The sequence below is a fragment of the Citricoccus sp. genome (genome assembly GCF_035445025.1).
In the GTDB taxonomy this organism is placed as follows: Bacteria; Actinomycetota; Actinomycetes; order Actinomycetales; family Micrococcaceae; genus Citricoccus.
Genome location: NZ_DAOMPX010000021.1, coordinates 26,760 through 43,912 on the forward strand (window position 1 = coordinate 26,760; position 17,153 = coordinate 43,912).

Annotated in this window: 16 protein-coding genes and 1 pseudogene; 10 read left to right on the top strand and 7 right to left on the bottom strand. The window is 69.8% G+C overall.

The features are described from left to right. Position 1: 1 nt before the first annotated feature. The 3 genes from resB to PLJ28_RS08665 form a co-directional block, all read right to left on the bottom strand. Positions 2-1,819 carry a cytochrome c biogenesis protein ResB gene (gene resB, locus PLJ28_RS08655; RefSeq protein ID WP_502877081.1) on the bottom strand — a complete coding sequence of 606 codons (1,818 nt, stop codon included), beginning with the start codon at positions 1,817-1,819 and terminating at the stop codon, positions 2-4. Positions 1,820-2,026: 207 nt separating this feature from the next. Then, complete coding sequence (locus PLJ28_RS08660; protein WP_298043027.1) at positions 2,027-2,605, bottom strand: TlpA family protein disulfide reductase; 579 nt, start codon at positions 2,603-2,605, stop codon at positions 2,027-2,029. Positions 2,606-2,872: 267 nt separating this feature from the next. Continuing rightward, entirely contained in the window at positions 2,873-3,484 is a 612-nt protein-coding gene (locus tag PLJ28_RS08665) for a class I SAM-dependent methyltransferase (protein WP_298043024.1), read from the bottom strand. Between the two features lie 188 nt (positions 3,485-3,672). Between PLJ28_RS08665 and PLJ28_RS08670 the strand changes: the two genes are divergently transcribed. After that, on the top strand, positions 3,673-4,212 hold the full coding sequence (locus PLJ28_RS08670; RefSeq protein WP_298043021.1) for a QcrA and Rieske domain-containing protein: 540 nt from the start codon (positions 3,673-3,675) through the stop codon (positions 4,210-4,212). A 268-nt stretch (positions 4,213-4,480) separates the two neighbouring features. Here PLJ28_RS08670 and PLJ28_RS08675 read toward each other — a convergent pair whose 3' ends face one another. Further along, positions 4,481-5,401 (bottom strand): SURF1 family cytochrome oxidase biogenesis protein, encoded by a 921-nt coding sequence (locus PLJ28_RS08675; RefSeq protein WP_298043018.1) that lies wholly within the window; start codon positions 5,399-5,401, stop codon positions 4,481-4,483. Between the two features lie 607 nt (positions 5,402-6,008). On the opposite strand from PLJ28_RS08675, the gene PLJ28_RS08680 reads away from it, so the two are divergent. Next, positions 6,009-6,173, top strand: a complete 165-nt coding sequence (locus PLJ28_RS08680; protein ID WP_298043015.1) for a hypothetical protein — start codon at positions 6,009-6,011, stop codon at positions 6,171-6,173. A gap of 334 nt (positions 6,174-6,507) precedes the next feature. Here the strand turns inward: PLJ28_RS08680 and PLJ28_RS08685 are convergent, their stop codons facing one another. Next, the gene (locus tag PLJ28_RS08685) at positions 6,508-7,227 is read right to left on the bottom strand and encodes a C40 family peptidase (RefSeq protein ID WP_298043013.1); all 720 of its coding nucleotides are present in this window, start codon (positions 7,225-7,227) and stop codon (positions 6,508-6,510) included. Between the two features lie 779 nt (positions 7,228-8,006). Here PLJ28_RS08685 and PLJ28_RS08690 point away from each other — a divergent pair. Further along, positions 8,007-8,375 carry a hypothetical protein gene (locus PLJ28_RS08690; protein ID WP_298043010.1) on the top strand — a complete coding sequence of 123 codons (369 nt, stop codon included), beginning with the start codon at positions 8,007-8,009 and terminating at the stop codon, positions 8,373-8,375. A gap of 242 nt (positions 8,376-8,617) precedes the next feature. Here the strand turns inward: PLJ28_RS08690 and PLJ28_RS08695 are convergent, their stop codons facing one another. Beyond that, entirely contained in the window at positions 8,618-9,079 is a 462-nt protein-coding gene (locus PLJ28_RS08695) for a hypothetical protein (protein ID WP_298043007.1), read from the bottom strand. A gap of 386 nt (positions 9,080-9,465) precedes the next feature. On the opposite strand from PLJ28_RS08695, the gene PLJ28_RS08700 reads away from it, so the two are divergent. The 3 genes from PLJ28_RS08700 (at position 9,466) to PLJ28_RS08710 (ending at position 11,481) form a co-directional block, all read left to right on the top strand. Beyond that, positions 9,466-9,843 carry an ArsR/SmtB family transcription factor gene (locus PLJ28_RS08700; RefSeq protein WP_298043005.1) on the top strand — a complete coding sequence of 126 codons (378 nt, stop codon included), beginning with the start codon at positions 9,466-9,468 and terminating at the stop codon, positions 9,841-9,843. Then, positions 9,843-10,790 (top strand): cation diffusion facilitator family transporter, encoded by a 948-nt coding sequence (locus PLJ28_RS08705; RefSeq protein WP_502877082.1) that lies wholly within the window; start codon positions 9,843-9,845, stop codon positions 10,788-10,790. The genes PLJ28_RS08700 and PLJ28_RS08705 overlap by 1 nt, the downstream gene beginning before the upstream one ends. 412 nt (positions 10,791-11,202) lie before the next feature. Beyond that, complete coding sequence (locus PLJ28_RS08710; RefSeq protein ID WP_298042999.1) at positions 11,203-11,481, top strand: hypothetical protein; 279 nt, start codon at positions 11,203-11,205, stop codon at positions 11,479-11,481. 310 nt (positions 11,482-11,791) lie between these two features. On the opposite strand, the pseudogene PLJ28_RS08715 reads toward PLJ28_RS08710, so the two are convergent. Then, a pseudogene (locus PLJ28_RS08715) lies at positions 11,792-12,459 on the bottom strand (CueP family metal-binding protein). 114 nt (positions 12,460-12,573) lie between these two features. On the opposite strand from PLJ28_RS08715, the gene PLJ28_RS08720 reads away from it, so the two are divergent. The 4 genes from PLJ28_RS08720 to PLJ28_RS08735 all read left to right on the top strand — a co-directional run bounded on the left by PLJ28_RS08720 (position 12,574) and on the right by PLJ28_RS08735 (position 17,134). Next, positions 12,574-13,275 carry a response regulator gene (locus tag PLJ28_RS08720; RefSeq protein WP_298042993.1) on the top strand — a complete coding sequence of 234 codons (702 nt, stop codon included), beginning with the start codon at positions 12,574-12,576 and terminating at the stop codon, positions 13,273-13,275. After that, positions 13,272-14,423, top strand: coding sequence for a HAMP domain-containing sensor histidine kinase (locus PLJ28_RS08725; RefSeq protein ID WP_298042990.1), 1,152 nt, complete (start codon positions 13,272-13,274; stop codon positions 14,421-14,423). The genes PLJ28_RS08720 and PLJ28_RS08725 overlap by 4 nt, the downstream gene beginning before the upstream one ends. Positions 14,424-14,494: 71 nt before the next feature. Then, entirely contained in the window at positions 14,495-14,839 is a 345-nt protein-coding gene (locus PLJ28_RS08730) for a heavy-metal-associated domain-containing protein (protein WP_298042987.1), read from the top strand. A gap of 57 nt (positions 14,840-14,896) precedes the next feature. Further along, positions 14,897-17,134 (top strand): heavy metal translocating P-type ATPase, encoded by a 2,238-nt coding sequence (locus PLJ28_RS08735; RefSeq protein WP_298042984.1) that lies wholly within the window; start codon positions 14,897-14,899, stop codon positions 17,132-17,134. The last annotated feature ends 19 nt before the right edge of the window (positions 17,135-17,153 follow it).

The following is a 17,153-nucleotide window of genomic DNA, read 5'->3' on the forward strand; positions in this document are numbered from 1 at the left end:
GTTACTCCGGTCGGTTCTGGACGGGCCCGGCGGGGCCGTCCGGGGTGGCGCCGGGGCTCCCGGCAGGGGCTGAGGCAGTGGTGAACGATGTGTCGGAGGTCGTGCCGGAGGAGGTGGTGGAGGACGAGGACGGCCCGGGCTCCTGTGGCGCGGTAACCGGCCAGAGCTGTTCGAACTTCCGGCGCAGGGCCAGGTTCTCCTGGCGCAACCCGAAGTCTTCGCCGCGGGCCAGCAGCCCGTATTCGACCATGGTGGACCCGTCGGGGCCGGTGGTGCCCCGGACCCAGACCCGGCGGCGGCGCACGAACAGGCTCACGGCCAGGGCTATCAGGGCCAGCACGGCAAACACACCCACGCCCCACTTGCCCGGGTCGTAGAGGATGTCCAGGCCGACATAGGGCTTGACCCCGTCGAAGCTGATGGAGCCCTTGCCCTGGGGCAGCTCATAGGACTCCCCCACCGACAAGGTGATGCCCCCGGAGTCGAGGTTGCGGGAGTTCAGCTCGGTGAGGTTCTCGGTGTCCAGCACGTACACGTTCTGCGGTTTCCCCTCGTCCAGGCCGAGGTCGCCGTAGTAGGCGTTCAGGTTCAGCTCGGGCTTGTACAGGTCCGGGTCGATCGAGATCGCCACCCCGTCCTCACCGGTGTAGGCGGTGGGCAGGAAGAACCCGACGAAGCCGAGCTGATCGGGTTGGGCGTCGGGGACCTTGATGGTCAGCAGCGAGGTGTACACCTCGTCCTGGACCTGGCCGACCACCGGCCCCTGGAAGGCGATGTCCCCATTGCCGTCCCGCACGGTGACCTCCGGGGCGTAGCCGTTGCCCACCAGGTAGACCCGGGTGTCGCCGAACGCCAGCGGGTGGTTGACCTTCAGGATCCGCTCCTCCGGCTCGCCAGTGGTGCCATCCTGGACCTCCATGACCGCGGTGAAGTCCAGCGGCTGGCCGTAGTGCGTCTCCGACTCCCGGTCGAAGACCTTCTCGAAGCTCTTCAGGGACATCGAGAACGGCACCAGGCTGTCCTCGGAGAAGGCACCGCCGGGAGTGAAGGCATCGTAGGAGACGAGGGTGTTGGCGAACCCCTCTTCCCCCTCCACGAGGATTTTCTGCCCGGAGTAGCTCAACAAGCCGCCCACAGCCATGAAGGCCAGCACCCCGATCAGGGACAAGTGGAAGGCGATGTTGCCGATCTCCCGCACGTAGCCGCGCTCGGCGCCCACGGAGGCGCCGCCGTCGGGCTCCTGGCGGACCTCGATCCGGTAGCCGCGCTTGCGCAGCACCTGCGCGGCCTGCTCCACCGCCTGGGCCGGGGCGGGGCCGGTGGGCTCGAGCACGACCCGGCCATACTCCGGCAACCGGGACAGCCGGCGCGGGGTGCGCGGCGGGGCCGAGCGCAGCACCTTGGCGTGCTTGACGGCGCGCGGGAACACGCAACCGATGAGCGAGACGAACAGCAGCAGGTAGATCGCCGAGAACCAGACCGAGGAGTACACGTCGAACAGCTGGAACCGGTCCAGCCACTCCCCCAGCACCGGGTTGTCCTCCAGGTACTGGTTGACGATCTCCGGGCCGGCCGGGCGCTGCGGGAACAGCGACCCGGGCACCGCGGCCACCGCCAGCATCAGCAACAGCATCAGCGCGGTGCGCATACTCGTCAGCTGGGTCCAGGCGAACCGCAGCGTGCCGACCAAGCCCAGGGCGGGCAACTCCACGTCCTGGCGCCCGGAACCGCCGTCCGGGGCGGTAGACCCCGGTCGGGCCGGGGTACTCGCCTGGGCGGCCTCGTCTCGGGTCACCCGCACGTTGTCCTGCTGGCTCACCGCGGCCGCCTGTCCTCACTGGATTGCTTCTCCTCACGGGGGCACCGCGCCGGCACCTGCGCCGCCCGGGGGTCCCAGGCCGTGGCGGCCACCGGGGAACAGGCAGACGCCCGCAGCCTCGAACCGGCAGGGTCGGTCCCAGCGCGGGGGCCGTCCCCCGCAGTCCGGGTGGTGGTCAGGGCCATGGTCCAGACGGGCATGGGACGCTCAGGCCTGCTCGTCCAGCACGGTGGTGATCAGGGTGCGCAGCGTGGAGGGCTCGGCGATCCCCAAAATCCGGGCCGAGACCCGGCCCTGACGGTCCAACACGATCGTGGTGGGCACGGCCTGCGGCGGCACGTAGTCGGTCATCGCCAGCAGCACCTCCCCGCCCCGGTCCTCCACCGAGGGGTAGGTGATGCCGAAATTGCGTTCGAAGGCCTGCGCGGTGGCGATCGTGTCCCGGACGTTGATGCCCAGGAACTGGACGCCCTCGGGTTCGAACCGCTGGTGCAGGGCCTGCAGATCCGGGGCCTCCACCCGGCACGGGGCGCAGGCGGCGTACCAAAAGTTCAGCACCGCCGGATCCCCGGCCAAGTCCTCGGTGCCGATCGGCTTGCCGGAGAACAGGGTCGAGCTGAACTGCACCGGTGCACCGCGCTGGTCCGGGGCGACCTCCAAGACGGACCCGTCACCGGCGATGTAGTTCTTGCCATCGGCATTGCCAGCCTGCGCGGCCAGCGGATCCTCCGCCCCGCACGCCGCCAACAACGGCACGGACAGCACCCCGGCCAGGCCGGCCAACACCCTGCGTCGTCCCGGCCGACCCGACCGGCCGGGGAGGCCAGGAGTCGGGGGCTCGGGCTCACGGGAATGCTGGGCGCAGGACATGGCGTACTTCCGGTACCTCTCCATCGGGGCAGGACGTCCCCGGAATTCTACAGCCCGTAGAAGACTGGGGGAGAATCCTCACCACGACACTCGCATCGAGGCCCGGGTGACAGGCCGGGCGACATGGATGTGGCACCGCCGGCGCTGGTGGCGTCAGGGCCCCTCGGTCCACCCCCGCCCTGCTCAGTGTTCTCCCTTGTCACTGCCCGGATCGGTCTGGACGGTGTCGGGTTTGTGGGCGATGAAGCGCAAGACCCGACCGCCGAAGGAAACCTGGAGGCGGATCGGGTCGAGGCCGGCGTGATGCAGGACCGGTTCGAACGCTGCCGGTTCGATGAACCGGTGCGCCGAGCGGTCGGCCACATGCAGCCAGGCGGTGGTGCGCGAGGCGACAAGGTCGTAGCCCACGAAGACCCCGCCCGGCCGTAGAACCCGGGCCGCCTCAACTACCGCCTGTTCCCAGTGGACCACGTGGTGGAGCATGAGAAAGCTCAGCACCATGTCGAAGGACTCCTCGGCGAAGGGCAGGGCGGTGGCATCGGCCTGGCCTACCTCAACGGGCAACCGGGCGAGGCGCCGTTGCCCGGCCCGGACCATCGCCGGGTCGATATCGGTCATCGTGAGCCGCAGCCGGGGGCAGGCCGCAAGGATCGCTTCGGCCATCGCTCCGCTGCCTGCACCGACCTCGAGCACGCCCCCGGCCAGAGGCGCACCCTGAGTCGCCCAGAGAACCAGCCGCCGGGCCAGAAGACCCCACGGCGTGCTGCGACAGAACGCGGCCTCCAGGGTGGACATCCTCGGCATGTCCCCCACCTCCCAGCGCGCCGACACGGTCTGAGCCGAGACTACGTCCACGAGCACCAGCATTGACCCGGGCGGAGGCGGCGCGGCCACGGCCTGAAGCCCACGCGCCTGAACCATGTCACGGGCATCCGTAGACACGGACATCCATGGACCCCAGACGAACGGCGGATAATGAACGGATGACTGCCGCGATCGATCCCACCGCCCACACCCCCACCGCCAGCATTCCCACCGCCGCGGATCACCGCGACGGTGAGACGGCCTGTGGTGGGTGCGGCACCTCCCGCAGAGCCTTCCTGGGGCGCGGCGCGGTCATCGGTGCGGTGGGAGTGGCCACCACGGTGGGACTGACGGGCTGCACGGAGGACCTCCAGGCCGAGGCCAGCGCACCCTCCCAGCACCCCGGCGGCTCCCCCACCCCGGTCTTGGCCGCCGGGGACCTTCCGCTCGGTGGCCAGGCGTCCGTGGCCATCGACGGCCGCACCCTGCTGCTGCACCGCGAATCCCAGGACACGGTGCGTGCCTTCTCCGCCGTGTGCACCCACCAGGGGTGCACGGTGGCCCCGGGCCAGAACCGGGGCCGACCAACCTTCGCCTGCCCCTGCCACGGGTCGCACTTCGACGTGGCAACGGGAGTGCCCTACGGCGGCCCGGCCCAGAAACCGCTGACCGAGTTCACCGCCACCGTGGACGACGACATGGTGATGGTGACGATCTAGGACCAGGACGGGTCTGCCCCATGCGCGTCACCACGTGCGAACGGCGCAGCCGGTAACGGCGGCGCGGCAGCTGATCACCAGCGCCACATCGACCGGCCATGCCGCACCATGGCCTGGTGAAGGTGCGGTGCCGTTCGACCACCGGGCCTTCATCGCCGCGGCCATCGCCGCGGCGTGCGCCCCATTCTCGACCGGCTGGCGGACCGCGTCGTGTGGGCGAGCATGGCCAGGATGTGGTGCCGCTACCAGTCGATGTGCCGCCGGATCCCTAGTGCCGCGAATCGACCGCGTCGAGCATCGCGTCCTCGACCTCCTCGTCCGTGGGCCGCCCGCCGCGGCGCTTCACGGGGCGGGCACGCGGGGCCCGGTGGGCCGAGAGGTAGCCGTCGTCCTCGGTCAGCCCCAGTTCCCGGTCGTCGCGGTCGTTGACCGCGCGCTGCCGGGCCAGGTAACCCCACACGATGAAGCTCATCAGCCCGAACGTGAACCACTGCAGCGAATAGGACAGGTGCGGGCCCTCGTCCAGCGGTGGCTTCGGCGGCTGCTGCAGCGCCACGGCCGGGGCGGGGAACTCCTCCGCCAGCTGGCCGTACGCGGTGTCCGCTACCGGGTAGCCGACGCTGTCGGCGAACGCGGCCAGGTCGATCGAGGCGAGCTGGCCCTCCGGGGCGTCCCGGCCCAGGTCGGGCTCGCCGGGCTTGACCCGCACCACCACCGAAACTTCGCCCGCGGGCGGCGCCGGGACGACATCGGGACGGCCGGGGGTGGTGTCTCCGATGGGCAACCAACCGCGGTTGACCACGATCACGTCCCCGGTGTCCGCGTGGAAGGGCACGAGCACCTCGTAACCGGGCTTGCCGGCCAGCGGCCGGTTGCGCACGATCCGGGTGTCCGCCTCGAGGTACTCCCCGCGCATCTCGACCGGGGTCCACTCCTGCTCCGGTCGCACGTCCGTGAACAGCCCGGCGTTGCCGGCCAGCGGCACGACCGGCTCGTCGTAGTTAGAGAGCACCTTGTTGATCTCGGCGACGGTCTCCATGCGACGGTCCATCTGCCACTGGCCCAGCAGGGCGCAGGCGAGGGCGACGAGGGCGCAGAAGACCAGCCCACCGAGCCACTGGGGCGAGATCAGGAAGCGGTAGTCGAGGCGCCCGCGCTTGGCCGGCCGGTCCGTGAGGGTCTCAGTCAAGGGACAGTACGTTCTTCAGCAGTCCGCGGGACCGCAGGCAGAGGGCGAGCCAACCACGGGCCCAGGGCAGGCCAACCAGGTCCTGCGCCGGTCCGGGCCCGGTGTGCACGGGGGCGGGCAGGCGGCGGCTCCTCGGATCCGGATTCGGGATGTGAGGTCAACGTGGGATTGTTCCCCGGCCACGAGGAGGCCGGGAACGGGCCGACGGGCAGTACTGAATCCACGAGCCCGGTCCCTCGTGCGAGCAGGGAACTCCTCGGCGTCCTCAGCACCGTGACCGGCTCCTCCCGCGGGGTCTCCGGGCTTCGGTGAGCTGGCCCTGTCCCGAGCGGCCGGGGGGAAGTAGTGTTCACGGGCATTCAGCCGCTTTCACGCCTCGGGCCCCGGAAGGAAGCACGGGAGGCGGTGGGTTCGGGGCCGGAAGGGCCCGGTTATCGGAGGGGACGGCGGTCGGCGTCAGCGGAAATCATGGAGCGATATGGATTCCCCACCCCAGATGCCGGCGGGCCACGCGCCGGGTGACAGCCTAGCGAACCGATATGGGCAGGCCCAAAGCGATCAGCCGTCGTTCACGGCCCGCTGAGGCAGGTAGATCACCGGGGCTGCCGTGGTGATCGCGGTAGCCATCGCCGCCTGGTTCGCGCTCGGCCCCTCCCAGGACTCCCTGTCCTGGAAAAACGTCGGCCACGCCATCGAATCCCCGCCCCCGACCTCGATGACGTTCGAGGGCACCGGTGGAGCTGCCGCCCTGCTCATCATCCTTCGCACCTAGGGATCCTCCTCTGCTTCAGAGAAGGATCCTAGGCTGCGATGTCCGGGAGCGGCCAGGCGGAGGCAGGTCAACCTCCAGCTCTGGGTGCGGTCGTTATTGGCGCCGTTGATTCGGGCCCTGGTCCAGGTGTACAGCCGCAGCAACCTCGCTCACCCCACTCTCCGTCAGGGCACGGACGGGTACCGGAGAGCTCGGTCATGGACAGCCCGGCCGCGCACTCGCGATGACACGCCATGCGCGACCTGCTGAGCACGAGCGTGGGCCCTGGTCCAGGGGGCCTCGCAGACTAGCGCCAGGGCGGGAGCCGCTTGTGGAGCGGCTGCGGGTGGCACCCTTAGTAGCGGGCGGCGGTGCCCATCATGTTCCAGGGGCTGTAGTCCACGTCGGTGACGGCCACACCCATCTGCGGGTTGCGGGCATGGGCGATCTTGCCGTTGCCGATGTACATGGCCACGTGGTAGATGCCCGAGGCCGAGCCGTTGTTGGACCAGAACACCAGGTCCCCGACCCGCAGATTGTTCACGGAGACGTACTGGCGGGCGGCCACGTACTGGGCCTTGGAGTTGCGCGGCAACTTCTTGCCGGCCTGGGCGAAGGCGTTCTGGGTGAAGCCGGAGCAGTCGTACCCGGTCGGGCCGTTGCCGCCCCAGACATAGCGCACGCCCGGGTCGGCGGCCTTGGCGGTAGCCCACTGCACGGCCGAACCCCAACCGGTGCCGCTGGAAGCGGTGGTGGAGGCGGTGGTGTAGGAGGCCCGCTGGATCTCAGCAACCGATCCGGTGCTGGTCGCGGGGAACGGGGTGCTGGCGACAGACGCACGGGAGGACCCGCTAGCAGACTGAGTGGAGTCGGCCTCCCAACTCCAGGTGTTGGCGGTGGGGCCACTGGGCGCGGAGTAGGCGCCCTCATTGGCGGTAGCCGGGCCCATGCCCGCCATCGTGGTTCCCACGACGGTGGTCAGGCCGACCACGCCCATCGTGAGGGAGCGGCGGCGGTGAGAACGGCGGGCCTGCTTCTCGGCCTCGAGGCGAGCACGGCGGGTGGGGTAGGACATGGATTCCCTCAGCAGACGGTGACAGATACGACGCCCTCGACTCGGTACGAGGCTTCAGGGAGGTGCCACCCCCACGGGGGCCATCCCTTGACAGCGGTCGCCGTGACCAGAACGTTACGCAACGATACACGGCCGTTACCTATCCGCAATTCGGTGACACCGGGCGCCGCGCCGCCTCCCCGGCCCGGCCGCGGCCCGGAAACACAGGGATGGCCGGGTTTTCATCACCGGAGCCACCGCGACCGGTGGTCGTGGCGGGTGGCGATCTTCACGAAACCTTCAAGGTTCACCCCTTCGTCCGCGCCGCAGGGGTGGTCTACGGTCGATGGCCGGGCGGGCGTGTGCATCTATCCAGCGGATCGACGAAGGAGCACATCGCGACCCATCCTGTAAGCATCATGCTGGGCACCTACCCGAAGCAGCTGGGCAACATCAACCGGGCGAAACCGGCCGAGTGCATCCAGGGCCGCTCCCGACGCCCCCGGCCTGCACGGATTGTGCGGATGCGGGCCTGGTCCAAGAGATGCCCGACGGGTTGGCCACGTGCCGTACTCGCTGGACTGCACCGAGACCTGTCCGACCGCCGGCAACGTGCCGTCCCGACGCGCCAGGAGCGTCTCGGACCTGCTCGATGCCGAGGGGGCCTGCGGTGGGAATGGCAGACCTCGGCAGGTCTAGCGGCCACAGGCCGGGACGCCATCTCTACTACACTGCGTAGAAGAGAGTTCTACTCCAGCGCATTAGAACACGTGCGGGTCCCCATCTGCCTAAGGAGCGATATGCCTCGTATCACCATTGGATTCGGCGCCCTGCTTATCGCCGTCGGTGCCATCGCCTATATCGCCACGGCGTTCGCCAGTTGGACGGCGCTGATCCCGGCCTTCCTGGGGGCGGTGATCCTGGTCGCGGGCCTCATCGGGCTGAAAAGCCAGAAGATCGGCATCCACGTTGCCCTGGCCGTGGCCGTGCTGGGCCTCCTGGGCACCTCGATGAACGTCCTGCAGCTGGGTGCACTGATCGCCGGCACCGCGGAGCGTCCCACGGCCGTGCTCACCAGCGCGATCACCTTCGCCCTGCTCTTGCTCTACGTGGTGTTGGGCGCTTATTCGTTCGTGTCCGCCCGCCGCTGGAAGACCGCGGAGGCCTGACCGCCGGACCGGCCGCCACCGAGGACCGCACCTACTGTCCCTGCACGTCCCGCCCAGGGCACCGCCCCGGTGAGAGCGCTGGCGATGGCGTAGGACGACCGGCCTTCGACGCGACCGGAAATGGGATATGTCCGCCGGTGGCAGCCGCGGTGGGCTGCAGGCTGACGTGGAGGCGGGATCATGCTGCGGCCGCGGCCTGGCCACCGGTCGCCCGGGAGCCACCGCGGACGCCAGGATGCGGTCTACTCGGTGCCGTCGGTGGCGGGGCCGCTCAGGTCGCGGCTGATCTGTGGTTCGCCGGAATCCTCGAAGATGATCTGAACGTCCCGGTGGACGGTGCCATCTGGCATGGTGACGTCGGCGCGCAGCGCATTGCCGCGCCACCCCTTGTCCTCCACCGCTTCAACCCCGTATTTCTTGGCGACGTTCTCCTGGATGTTGTTCTGCGAGGTGATGTCTCCGTAGATGGCATAGGCGAGAGCGCCCAGGCCGATGACGAGGGCCCCTGCCCCCGCGAACACCTCGCGGACGGCATCCTTCGTCCGGTCCGGCCCGGCGAAGCGAGCATCCTCGTCGTCCAAGTGGGCCCGGTAACGCTTGCGGCGCCACAACCCGTGGGTGAGTACCGCCAGCCCCACGATGGCCACGAGCGTGCCGACCCATTGGGTGACGAGAGGAGTCTGGAGGTCGATCGGCGCGTACATGACTCCATTGTCTCCCGACCGCCCGCTCCGGAAGACCGCTGGTCGCACACCCCGGCACCAGCCATGCCCAGTCACCACCGTGGACTGTTCCGTGCATCAACACCTGATCTTGCTGGCCCGCAGGCACCGACCATCACCGCGGTCGAGTGCAGCGCTGACCTGCGAGAATGTCGAACCCTAGGGGCCCCGGCCCGACGGAACCGTGGAGTTTGACGCAGCGAGCAGTGGCGGGCCCGCCTCCGCCCGCCGCGGTGCTGGTGCTGAAGCTCACGCTCACCAACCTGAGCGCCCCGGCCCTCGAGCCCCCCGGCTTCGGTCATAACGGGGGGCGTCGACCGTCTCGCCCTCGCCCTTTCCAAATCGTCAGAGGTTGCTATCATCGCTCCATGACGATATACCCGATCCGGGACGAGCCCTCGGGGTTCGAGGACCGCGGCGCCTACGCGGCACTGTTCCATGCGCTGGCCGAACCGACCCGGCTGGTGCTGCTGGAACACCTGGCCACCGGTGAGCACCGGGTCCGGGACCTGGTGGACCACATGCATCTAGCACAGTCCACGGTCAGCAAGCACCTAGCGTGCCTGCGGGACTGCGGGCTGATCACGGTGCGCGCCGAGGGCCGTTCCTCGTGGTTCAGTCTGGCCGACCCGACCCGGCTGACCGATCTGATGCAGACCGCGGACGCGCTGCTGGGGACCTCCGGGGTGTCGCTGTCCCTGCGGGACCACCATGACCATGACGCACTGATCACCGAGGAGGGTTGATGGGCGCCGGACACCAGCACAGCCACAGTCACGGTCAGGTGCCGCAGCAAACCGATCGAGGGATGCGCACCCGGCTGCTGATCGCCTTCGGCCTCACCGCGGTCATCGTGCTGGCCCAGGCGGTCGGCAGCGTGGTCACCGGCAGCCTGGCCCTGCTGACCGACACCGCCCACGCCGTGAGCGACGCTTCGGGATTGCTCGTGGCGCTCATCGCCGCAACCATGATGTTGCGCCCGCCCAGCAGCGCCCGCACCTGGGGCTTTGCCCGGATCGAGGTCATCGCCGCCCTGGGGCAGGCGGCGCTGTTGCTGGTGGTCGGTACCTACGCCGCCGTCGAAGGGATCCGCCGGTTGTTCGAACCCGCGCAGGTGCCCGGCACCGAGTTGCTGGTCTTCGGGGTCATCGGGCTGATCGCCAACGTCGCGGCCATCGCGGTGCTGGCCTCCAACCGGGGGGCGAACTTCAACATGCGCGCGGCCTTTCTGGAGGTCCTCAACGACGCCCTGGGGTCTGTGGGCGTGATCGTCGCGGCCATCGTCATTAACACCACCGGCTTCCAGCAGGCGGACACCATTGCCGCCCTGTTCATCGCCGCCCTGATCGTGCCGCGCGCATTCTCGCTGCTGCGCGAGACGGTGCGGGTGCTGATGGAGTTCACCCCCAAGGGCGTGGACCTGGACGAGGTCCGCGAACACCTCCTGGCACTGGAGCACGTGCAGGACGTGCACGACCTGCACGCCTCGATGATCGGCACCGGTCTGCCGGTCATTTCCGCCCACGTCGTCGTCGACGACCGGTGTTTCGAGTCCGGACACGCCCCGCAGATCCTGGAACAGGTCCTCGCCTGCGTCAAGGAGCACTTCCCCGTCTCCTTCGACCACGCCACCATCCAACTCGAGACCACCGCCCTGCGGGACCAGGAGGCCGCCTCCGTGCGCCACGCCTGAAACACCTACCGCGCCCGGGCCCTGATGAACTCGACTCTTCCCTGCCAACACAGCGAAATTCCGGGAGCTGTCCGATAAAGGGTGTTTGGAGTCCGGCGGCCTTCATCAGTGAGGGGCTCTTTCGAACCATCCGGCGAAGGTGAAAAGCGAAGGCGTTCAGCGCTGGCTTTCATCTCATCACCCAGCGTGCCCACCCCCGCCGGCCGGAGCAAGGACCGGGTAACGAGGTACAGGCATCTCAGCGCGGCCGGCCTTCCGGGCCCGGACCAGCCCTCGTGAGAGGTTCTCGTGACCCGCCCGTGAGGCTGGTGTTGTGCCCGGCGGACGGGGGCGCCTGCCGCGAACCGGCGATGGCGGAAACCGTGTCGCGGCCCGTCCGGCGGGACCGGTCTTTAGCATTGACTTGGCGAACGTGGCCACCCTGGCGGACACCGGGACCGGCTCTCAGCTGCACCCCGCCATCGGGTTCCGCATCGGGTTCGATGTCGACGGGGCGGCGCGGATCCCCGCCGGCGCAGCGGCCGCCGCGCCCGGTGAGACCACAGTGGTCCTGAACCAGGACGCCGAGGACTTTCATCAGGTCATGGGGCACTTCATGGACCCCCTGGACTCGTTCTACCAGGTACTGGACGAGGCCACGGAAGTCGTTCATGCCGCCGACGGGCCCTTACTAGTTGGCTGGGAGCGTTGACAGGATCGGTCCAAGCGCTGCGGGATTCAACGGCGGGTTCGACGCCGGAGACTGTCAATCCCCTGTCAGTCACCGTTGGTTTCAGCTCAGTCGCATTGCCTGGGGCCTGTGGATTGTCCCCACTGCTTCCGGTTGCAACTACTCGGCACCCAGGCCTCCAAGGTGCGAAGCCTCAGACGAGTCAGGACGGGCGTGCCCACCGGACCGCTCGGGGGATCTAGTGACTGTCGAATGTCTGTACGTTCGCGGTGGCTTTCGGAGTCTCTCGGCGGTGTTCTTTGGGTGCTGGCCGACGCTGATGTGAGGTGGTTCAGATCAGGTGCAGGGTGGTGAGGCAGGTGGGCCCATCGGGGCCGGAGTTGAAGGCCGTGCTGGTGGTGGTGTCGGCGGCGATGATGGTGACGGTGCCGGTGAGGTCCCGGGGGATCCAGGCCCCGGTGAATCCGTTGGCGTAGGTGGTGGTGTCCTCTTCAGGAGGATCTGGCCGGTCTCGGTGGTCACGGTGAGGTGGATGGGGGTGTCGGTGAGCTCGCCCTGGCAGCCGCCAAGGTTGTGGTAGTAGCACTCGTGTGTCTGGGTCCGGTAGGGCGCCGCGGAGAGGTAGAACTGTCCGCCGGTGAGGGGGACGGTGACTTGGTCAGTGTCGTCGGCGAAGACCACCTGGTCGTAGCCGACGGAGCCGGTCAGGGCCAGCGGACGCGGTTGGGGAAGCTGGTCCAAGGCGGTGACGGCGTTCTCGGCGGTGGTGGCCTGGAGGCCGTGGGTGTTCAGCAGCTGCTGGGCCTTCGGTTCGATGGCGTCCGCGGCGGTGCCCGCCGTGCCGGCGGCGCTGGGCGCCGTCGAGGTTGGGGGCTGGGGAGTGCAGCCGATCAGGGCGGTGGAGCCGAGCAGCCCGAGGCCGCCGGTGAGCAGAGTTCTGCGGGTCAGGGGGCCATGGAGCCTCTCCGCCCCGGGCCAGGAGGCCGGGCCACCTACCATTGTCGGCCGGCGGCGCACCGGTCCGGTGCGGTTTGCCTTGAAGATTTGATGAAGATTCCCCGCCCCGGCGCCAGTCTGGGCCGCCGGGGCGCGGGAGCGGGTGAGACTGGAGCCATGAACTCTGGCACTGGCCCGGCGGCCAGCCGGGTGTTGGTGGTCGATGACGAGAAGCCGTTGGCGCGCATGGTGGCCACCTACCTGGAGCGGGCCGGCTATGCCGTGGCCCTCACCCACACCGGCCCCGATGCGGTCCAGGCCGCCCGCACTCACGAGCCCGACGTGATGGTCCTGGACCTGGGTTTGCCCGGGCTGGACGGGATCGAGGTGTGCCGCCGGGTGCGAGCCTTCTCCGAGTGCTACGTGCTGATGCTCACCGCCCGCGGCGATGAGCACCACAAGCTCGCTGGACTCGAGGCGGGGGCCGATGACTACATCACCAAACCCTTTAGCGTCCGCGAGCTGATCGCCCGGGTGGGGGCGGTCATGCGTCGGCCGCGCACCACGGTGGCGGCCGCCGAACCCGAACGGGCCTACGGGGACCTAGTCATCGACCGGGCCGCACACGAGGCCCGCCTGGACGGGCAGGCGGTGCGGTTGACGCGCACGGAGTTCGACCTGCTGGCCGCCTTGTCCGGGCGCCCACACCAGGCGTTCTCCCGGCGTCAGTTGATCGATATTGTCTGGGACCCGGCCTGGGTCGGCGATGAGCGACTCGTGGACGTGCACATCGGCAACCTGCGCCGCAAGCTCGATCCGGATCCGACTCGCTATATCGACACCGTGCGCGGGGTCGGCTACCGGATGGCGGAGCAGTGAGCCGCCGGCGGCGCTACCAGGGGCTGGCAGCCCGGTTCTTACTGGCACAATTGCTGGTGGTGGCGGTCAGCCTGCTGGCCGCAGTGGTCGTGGTGATGGTCGCCGGCCCGCCGATCTTCCACGAGCACCTGGTGATGGCCGGACGCAGCGAGGGCTCAGCGGAGCTGACTCACGCCGAGCAGGCCTACCGCGAGGCCAACCTCATCGTCCTGGCGGTGGCCCTGAGCACCGCCCTGGTGTGTGCCCTACTGGTGAGCGCCTGGTGCTCCCGACGCATCCGCCACCCTCTGGACCGGCTGAGCGCCGCCGCCCAGGCCATGGCCGGCGGGCGGTACGACACCCGGGTCCCGGCCATGGGCGCCGGCACCGAAGTGGAAGACCTGGCCGGTTCGTTCAACACCATGGCCGCCCGGCTTCAGCGCACCGAGGACACCCGCCGGCGGATGCTCTCGGACCTGGCCCACGAGCTACGCACCCCGGTCTCGGTGCTGAGCGTCTACCACGAGGCCCTGCAAGACGGGGTCTCCCGCTGGGACGAGCCCACCGGGGAGCTGATGGGTGATCAGTTGGCCCGACTGACCCGGCTGGTGGAGGACATCAACGACGTTTCCCGCGCCGAGGAGGGACGGATCGAGCTGGACCGCACCACCGAACCGGTGGCCGGGCTGCTGCACGCCGCCGCCGAGGCCCACCGCGAGGCCTACACCGCCAAGGGCGTGGTCCTGAGCCTGGACGCCGATCCGGGCCTGGCCGTGGACGTGGACCGACAGCGCATGGGCCAGGTGCTGGGCAACCTGCTGACCAACGCCCTGCGCCACACCCCGCCCGGCGGGCAGGTCAGCCTCGAGGCCCGGCAGGGCCCGTCCGGGATCAGGCTCCGGGTCATCGATACCGGGGAGGGCATCTCCCCCGAGCACCTGCCGCACATCTTCGAACGCTTCTACCGCGGGGACACCGCCCGCGACCGGGACCACGGCGGCTCCGGGGTCGGTCTGGCCATCTCCCGGGCCCTGGTCCAGGCCCACGGCGGCACGCTGACCGCCACCTCGGCCGGCCCGGGGACCGGGGCAACGTTCACCATCGATCTGCCCAGTGACCAAAGCGCCCGTTCATCGTCCGCGAAACCCTGCCCCCCACCCCTTGAATGATACCCCCCGGGGGTATATACCGAGGGTGGAGGTGCCCTCCGGCACCGCCCCACGATCTGAAGGAGACCGTCATGACCGACTCCCCCCGCACCCCGCTGCCGATGGCCACGACCGGTTGCTCGTGCTGCGCCCCGGCCCCGGCCGGACCGGCCGAGGCCACGGCCCTCTCCGGGCGCCAGAGTCCCGATCCAGTTGGGACGACAGCCGGTGCCGCGATCTACCAGGTGGAGGGCATGACCTGCGGGCACTGCGTGGGTTCCGTCGCCGAGGCGGTGAGCGCCCTGGACGGAGCAGACGACGTCCGGGTCGACCTGGTCACCGGAGGGGTCTCCCTCGTCACCGTGACCGGGCCCGCCTCCGCGGGCGCAGTGCAGGCCGCTATCGAATCGGCCGGCTACCGCGTCCTCATCAACTGACCCATCCCCTCGACGTCGGCGCCTCGTCGTGAGCAGGCGCCGAGTAGAAGGAACACCATGAGCACCCCGCACCACCCCGATCACCCCACCGGCCAGAACGCCGAGCGTCCAGACCCGGACCCCCACACCAATCACGCCGGCCACGCCCACCGCCCGGCGGACGCCGACACCCACGGGCAGGCGATGCCGCAGGGTCATGCCCACTCGGCCCTGGATGAGGATCACCAGGTCCATGACCACGGCAAGCACGCCGGGCATTCCACCGCGATGTTCCGCAACCGGTTCTGGGTCTCGCTGGTGCTCTCGATCCCGGTGGTGTTCTTCAGCCACATGGTCGGACAGCTGCTGGGCTATCACGTCCCGCAGTTCCCGGGCTCGGCGTGGATCGCCCCGGTGCTGGGCACCGTGATCTACCTCTACGGCGGCGCCCCGTTCCTCAAGGGCGGGCTCACCGAGTTGCGGGCCCGTCAGCCGGGGATGATGCTGCTGATCGCAATGGCCATCACGGTGGCGTTCGTCGCCTCCTGGGTCACCTCGCTGGGCGTCGGGGAGCTGATGCTGGACTTCTGGTGGGAGCTGGCCCTGCTGGTGGTCATCATGTTGCTGGGGCACTGGATGGAGATGCGCGCCTTGGGAGCGGCGTCCTCGGCCCTGGACGCCCTGGCGGAGCTGCTGCCGGAGGAGGCCGAGAAGCTCACCGCCGAGGGCACCACCGTCACGGTGCCGATCGGTGAGCTGGCGGTCGGGGACACCGTGTTGGTCCGCTCCGGGGGACGCATGCCCGCCGATGGGACCCTGATTCAGGGCACGGCCGAGTTTGACGAGTCGATGATCACCGGCGAATCCCGGGCCGTGGCCCGCACCGTCGGGGACCGGGTGGTGGCCGGGACCGTGGCCACCGACAACACCGTGCGGGTCCGCATCGAGGCCATCGGCGCCGACACCGCCCTGGCCGGGATCCAGCGGATGGTCGCTGACGCCCAGGAGTCCTCCTCCCGGGCCCAGGCCCTGGCGGACCGGGCCGCGGCGCTGCTGTTCTGGTTCGCCCTGGGTGCGGCGATCATCACCGCGATCGTGTGGACCGTTATCGGCCAACCCACCGACGCGGTCACCCGGACCGTCACCGTGCTGGTCATCGCCTGCCCGCACGCCCTGGGCCTGGCCATCCCGCTGGTGATCGCGATTTCCACCGAGCGGGCCGCCAAGGCTGGTCTGCTGATCAAGGACCGGATGGCCCTGGAGCGGATGCGCACCATCGACGTGGTCCTGTTCGACAAGACCGGCACCCTGACCGAGGGCGCCCACGCCGTCACCGGCACCGCCACGGTGCCCGGCACCACCGAGGCCGAGCTGCTGGCCTATGCGGCCGCGGCCGAAGCCGACAGCGAGCACCCGGTGGCCCGGGCCATCGTCTCCGCCGCCACCGGTAACCCCGAAGCGGTCGGGCTGGGTCTGCGCGGGACCGGGTTCACCGCGGCCACCGGCCGCGGGGTCAAGGCCACCGTGGCCGGGGCCGAGGTCTTGGTCGGCGGGCCGAACATGTTGCGCGAGCTTGTCCTGGACACCCCCGAGGCCTTGGCCGGTGACATCCGGTCCTGGGCGGATCGGGGGGCCGGGGTGCTGCACGTGGTCCGGGACCGTACCGTCATCGGCGCGATCGCCGTGGAGGACCGGGTCCGCCCCGAGTCCCGGGCCGCCGTGGCCGCCTTGCACGCCCGGGAGGTCAAGGTCGCGATGATCACCGGCGATGCCCGCCAGGTCGCCGAGGCCGTGGCGCGGGATCTGGGCATCGACGAGGTCTTCGCCGAGGTCCTGCCCCAGGACAAGGACACCAAGGTCAGTCAGCTGCAGTCTCGGGGCCTGTCCGTGGCCATGGTCGGGGACGGCGTGAACGACGCCCCGGCCCTGGCCCGCGCCGAGGTCGGCATCGCCATCGGCGCCGGCACCGACGTGGCCATGGAATCGGCCGGCGTCGTGCTGGCCGGCAACGACCCCCGCGCGGTGCTGTCGATGATCGAACTCTCCCACGCCAGCTACGCCAAGATGATCCAGAACCTGGTGTGGGCCGCCGGCTACAACGTGATCTCCGTGCCGCTGGCCGCCGGCGTGTTGGCCCCGATCGGGTTCGTCCTCTCCCCCGCGGTCGGCGCGATCCTCATGTCGGCCTCGACCATCGTCGTGGCCCTCAACGCCCAGCTGCTGCGCCGGATCGACCTGGCTCCGGCCCGCCTGGCCCCGGCTTCCACGGGGGACCGGCGCCCGGCCGGGCAGCCCGCGGCAGCCCCCGCCTCCTGACCCTGAGTTTCCCGACCCC